The organism is Pseudogemmobacter lacusdianii (assembly GCF_030848395.1).
Classification (GTDB): domain Bacteria; phylum Pseudomonadota; class Alphaproteobacteria; order Rhodobacterales; family Rhodobacteraceae; genus Pseudogemmobacter; species Pseudogemmobacter lacusdianii.
In genome coordinates this window covers 1-4,599 of sequence record NZ_JAVDBT010000038.1, presented here as the reverse complement: position 1 = coordinate 4,599, position 4,599 = coordinate 1, and the positions used below count along the sequence as shown (strand labels likewise).

The following is a 4,599-nucleotide window of genomic DNA, read 5'->3' as shown; positions in this document are numbered from 1 at the left end:
TCTGTCAGTCTCCTCGCGGAGCCTGAATCACGCCGCGAGTGGATAATCAATGGGTCCTGACCCTAGATAACGTCATGCTGGCGCGACAGCATCAGGGGAAGCTGAAATGATGGAATTCTTAAAAAACTAATCGTGGCCAACCCATTGGAATTTTACACAGCAATCGTGGCGACTGCCGGAATTGTATTCTGGCTCCTCGATAGTAAGTCCATGAAGGCCGCACTTGTTTCTGCAGAAGGTGCAAAGGCGATGTCTTTGAGGCTAGAAAGACTGAACGCTGAGGCGAGCGTTGAGAAAAGTCTGCTGGAACTTCAGATGCGTTGCCAAATCTCGCGAGACGCATGGCTTGAACATAGCCGCCGATACGGACCCAAGCTCGGATCACCGTCGTTCTTGCCCCAAGAGCAAAAGGACATTCAGCGATTGGAGCAGGCTGGAAGAGCGCTCCTAGATCGCCTCGTAGCTTCTGCTTCGGTACGGGAGTGCTCAAGCTATGATGAGCTACAGGTCTACCTTGTAGATGCAAGACGAGCCTCTCAAGAAATCACCAGGCTAGGCTCACATGTTCCGATGCCGAACAGCAGCTTCAACTGACGGCCCTTATCGGCCGGTCAGAGCCTTTAACTGCTGCAATGCGGCATCCCCGAAAGCAGTCGCTGCAGCTTGAGCCGCCCAGAAGGCATCGTCAGTATCAGGAATGCAGGACCGAGCAGCCACCTCTAAGCGACGACTACAATCAGCATTGCTCTGGAGGGTGATCAATTCGCAGAGCAACTTGCGCGGCACCGTAAAGGACCAATGCCGCGCATCATTTTAGTTCCAACTGCCAAGATAAGATCGGGCGGCAGTCGGCCTCAGAACCTGCCCATCCTGAAATCCTGATAGGCAGTGCGGAGCTCGGCTTCGGTGTTCATCACGAAGGGGCCGCCCATTGCGATTGGCTCCTTGATCGGCTCACCCGCCAAGACGAGGTAGTGGGCATCTTCGGTCGCGGTTAGCCGGATCTGCCCTTCTTCGGTGGTGAAGATCACCGTCTCGGGGCCTGTCAATTCCTGGGCACCGTTCAGCACCGCCTGTCCGCTCAAAAGCGCAACCGACACCGTTTGCCCTGCGGGCAGTTCGATGAGGTGACCATCGCCAGCCTGCAGGTAAACGTCCCACAGATGCAGTGGCGAAGCTGTCACTGCCGGTCCATCAACATCGCCATACGCACCCGCGATGACGCGCAGGCGGCTCTGGCCCCCCAACTCGACCGTTGGGATTTGGCCGCTGGTGATGGTCTGATACCGCGGGGCCGACATCTTCTCGCTGGCCGGCAGGTTCACCCAAAGCTGCACCATCTCTAGCGTGCCGCCTTCGGCATTGATCAGATCGGAGTGATATTCTTCATGCTGAACGCCGCGAGCGGCGGTCATCCATTGCACGTCACCCGGCCCGATCGTTCCCTTGTTCCCAAGCGTATCCCCATGCGTCACCCCGCCCTGAAAGGCGATCGTAACCGTCTCAAAGCCGCGATGCGGGTGCATGCCGATACCTTTGGGGCGATTGGTGGCTTCGAACCTGATGGGCGGGTTGTAGCCGGCCAGAATGAACGGGCTCGTGTCATGGGCATGCTGCTCATAGGGCAGCAAGCTTTGCGTCAGGAAGCCGTCGCCAACCCAATGCAGATCGGGCTTCTTGAACGTTGTCAGAATGGGTCTGTCAGTCATGCTCATTTCCTTCTCTGAATTGTAGCTGTGCTGAATTTGGTGTTCAAATGTGTTCAATGAAGAGACAGGATTGAACCTCAGCGCTTCGGAAATGGAATGATGAAGCACGACCTCAACGATCTGCGATTGTTTGTCGATGTCGCCGCTGCCAGCAGTTACGCCAAGGCCAGCCGGCTTACAGGGGTATCGCGCGCAACGCTCAGCCGCCGGATTGCCGGTTTGGAGGAGGAGCTAGGTCTGCGCTTGATCGAGCGGAGCAGCCGCACGTTTCGCCTGACCGGCCCCGGCCAGCAGCTGTTTGACCGCGCTAAAGACGTGGTCGCGGCCGCGGATGCCGCTTTCGATATGCTTGAAGCCGAAGGTGCGGATCCGCAGGGCGAGGTGCGCTTTGCGGTTGCCCCGTCTGTGCTGCAATTGCGGCTGAACGACATGATCGCCGACTATCTTGCCGCCTTCCCGCGCGTGTCAATTCAGATCGAGGCAACCAATCGGCGCGTTGATCTGCTGCGTGATGGTTTCGACTTCGCCATTCGCGCCGGTGAAACGAGGTCCGGCCCGCTTGATCAGGTCATCCTGCCCTTTGCGAGCGTCGAACATGTGCTGGTCATCGCCCCTGAGCTTACCCCCTTCCTGCGTCCGACACTTACGGAGACACTCCAACAGGTTCCCTCTCTGGCCTGGGCAGCTGCAGCCCAACCCGCAAGCTGGAGGGTAGAGCGATCGGACGGCACAACACAGCCCATCAACCTTTCTCCAAAGCTTGCGGTCGAAGATATGGCAGCCCTCCGCATTGCGGCTTTGCGAGGTCTCGGGATCGCTATGATGCCGCGCATCATGGTCGAAGATGACCTGCAGGCCGGTCGCCTGGTCAATATAGAGCTGGACATGCGCCCACCCGCTGGCCGCATTCATGCCGTGCATCTGGGGAAGAAAGGGATGCGTCCAGTCGTGCGTCATCTGCTGGATTGGCTGGCCGCAGCCTATCAAGGGATCTGCGCCCCGCGCAACTGATGGGGGCGATGGCGTCCTTCGGCCCTTTCCTGCCGGTCGGAGCTTTCAGTTGCTGCTATGCAGCAATTCCGAAAGCTGCCGCTCGGGATTGACGCAGCCCCAACGCCTCGCAGAACGTCGGCTCTGCCGGACAAAGCTGACATCCAGCCCCGATCGCGAAGGTGAAAATAATCGGCGGCTTGGTGGGGGCAGTACGTTGGCGAGCAAAGCCTGCGCCGTGACCTCCGGATCAAGCTCCAAGTTTCCGCTAGCGCCGTGTGACGATAATCCCAGCACATGCGATCAAGGAAATTCCAACCACCTGAGGCACTCCCAACCGTTCAGAGAAGACGAGAACCCCTAAGATTACGGCGAAGACAAGATAGGAAAAATCCACGGTCGCGATCATGTTCGACGGACCCGATTGATAGGCAATGGCCGTGCCTACGCTGCCGATCAGCATTGTCGCGCTGAGCAATAGGATCAACCCCCAGTGCCAGGCCTGCATATCGAGCCATGGGCCCATAAAAATGCCGATCTCCTCGGATCCCGACAAAAGCGCAACCATGCTCCCGCCGCCGCCGAGAACCAAAGCGATGAGGTTGAAGATCAGCGCGAGAAGGAAAGGATTTTCGGACCTCGCCTTGGTTCGCGTAACGACCATGGCAAGTGCATAAAGGATTGCCGCGCCGATAGGCATCAGAGCGTGAATGTTAAGGTCGGATGGATCCGGTCTCAGCATGGTCAACACGCCGAGGAAGCCAAGCACCACGGCTGCCCAGCCCAGCCTCCCGGCGGGCTCTCGGGTCAGAGCCACGCTGAAAAGCGTGATAAACAGCGGAATGGTGTAATAGGCGGCAGCTGCCAGAGACATTTCTAGTCGCGGCAGTGCGGCATAGTAGAGCAACAGGCTGATCAATAACAGAAAACTGCGCAAACTGGCCCAGCCCGGTCTCAGCGGCTTGAACGGCACGCTGGGGTAGCGCCAACGCAGGATGAGGATGAGCAGGGGAATGCTGATGCAGGACCGTAGGAAAATGAACTGAGACAGAGGCATCGAGGCTAACGTCGCCTTGATGATCGCATCCGCGATCGAAAGGGTCAGATCGGTGCCAATCATGACTGTCACCGCAAAGCCGGCTCTGTCCTTGCTTATTCCGTCGCCCATCGCAATCCCTTTAGCTATCATGCCCTAGATGACCTATCGACTTGAGCTATTCAGGGGAATTGGGACAATCTGGACATAGTGTTTGTCACATTGGACAATACCCTTCAGCCCATCAGGTTCTGCAGATGATCGACCCAAGTGACATGATTTTGCTGGCAGAGGTGGCAGAAGCGCGCAGCTTTACAGCGGCGGGTCAGCGGCTCGGCGTTCCCAAATCCACGGTAAGCCAGCGCATCGCAAGGCTTGAGCAACAGTTGGATTTGAAACTCCTGAACCGCTCAACCCGTCAGGTGAGCTTGACCAGTGCCGGCACTATCTTTTTGGAACATTGCCAACGGGTTCGGACAGAGGTTCAGGCTGGGGCGACTGCTATGGGCAACGTCAAGTATCAGCCCTCCGGGACGCTGCGCATCACCTGCCCTGAAGTGACCGCAACCTATTTTATGCCTGGCCTCCTGCACGGGTTCACACAGGCATTTCCACGGATCACAGTGGAGCTGATTGCGACCAACAGGCCGCTGGATATTGTCAGGGAGCGGATCGACTTCGCTTTCCGAGTGGGCTCGGTGACGGACCAAAATCTGATCACACGGCGGCTTTCTGCGATCCGCCGCATCTTGGTTGCATCACCGTCATATCTCGCCACTGCGCCAAGGCTGAGCCAGCCTAGGGTCAGGACCCATTGATTATCCACTCGCGGCGTGATTCAGGCTCCGCGAGGAGACTGACAGA

4 protein-coding genes are annotated in these 4,599 nt (G+C 57.7%); 2 read left to right on the top strand and 2 right to left on the bottom strand.

Features of this window, described 5'->3' with window-relative positions; genetic code table 11:
- Positions 1-854: 854 nt before the first annotated feature.
- The gene (locus Q9295_RS17910) at positions 855-1,709 is read right to left on the bottom strand and encodes a pirin family protein (RefSeq protein ID WP_306681952.1); all 855 of its coding nucleotides are present in this window, start codon (positions 1,707-1,709) and stop codon (positions 855-857) included.
- 96 nt (positions 1,710-1,805) lie between these two features.
- Between Q9295_RS17910 and Q9295_RS17905 the strand changes: the two genes are divergently transcribed.
- Positions 1,806-2,720, top strand: coding sequence for a LysR family transcriptional regulator (locus tag Q9295_RS17905; protein WP_306681951.1), 915 nt, complete (start codon positions 1,806-1,808; stop codon positions 2,718-2,720).
- A 247-nt stretch (positions 2,721-2,967) separates the two neighbouring features.
- On the opposite strand, the gene Q9295_RS17900 is transcribed toward Q9295_RS17905, so the two are convergent.
- Positions 2,968-3,867 carry a DMT family transporter gene (locus Q9295_RS17900; RefSeq protein ID WP_306681950.1) on the bottom strand — a complete coding sequence of 300 codons (900 nt, stop codon included), beginning with the start codon at positions 3,865-3,867 and terminating at the stop codon, positions 2,968-2,970.
- A 125-nt stretch (positions 3,868-3,992) separates the two neighbouring features.
- On the opposite strand from Q9295_RS17900, the gene Q9295_RS17895 reads away from it, so the two are divergent.
- Entirely contained in the window at positions 3,993-4,553 is a 561-nt protein-coding gene (locus tag Q9295_RS17895; RefSeq protein WP_306681949.1) for a LysR family transcriptional regulator, read from the top strand.
- The last annotated feature ends 46 nt before the right edge of the window (positions 4,554-4,599 follow it).

Bases quoted from the DNA above. Each gene is read 5' to 3' on its own strand.
- Q9295_RS17910 (WP_306681952.1), bottom strand. From the start codon at position 1,709: ATGACTGACAGACCCATTCTGACAACGTTCAAGAAGCCCGATCTGCAT.
- Q9295_RS17905 (WP_306681951.1), top strand. From the start codon at position 1,806: ATGATGAAGCACGACCTCAACGATCTGCGATTGTTTGTCGATGTCGCC.
- Q9295_RS17900 (WP_306681950.1), bottom strand. From the start codon at position 3,867: ATGGGCGACGGAATAAGCAAGGACAGAGCCGGCTTTGCGGTGACAGTC.
- Q9295_RS17895 (WP_306681949.1), top strand. From the start codon at position 3,993: ATGATCGACCCAAGTGACATGATTTTGCTGGCAGAGGTGGCAGAAGCG.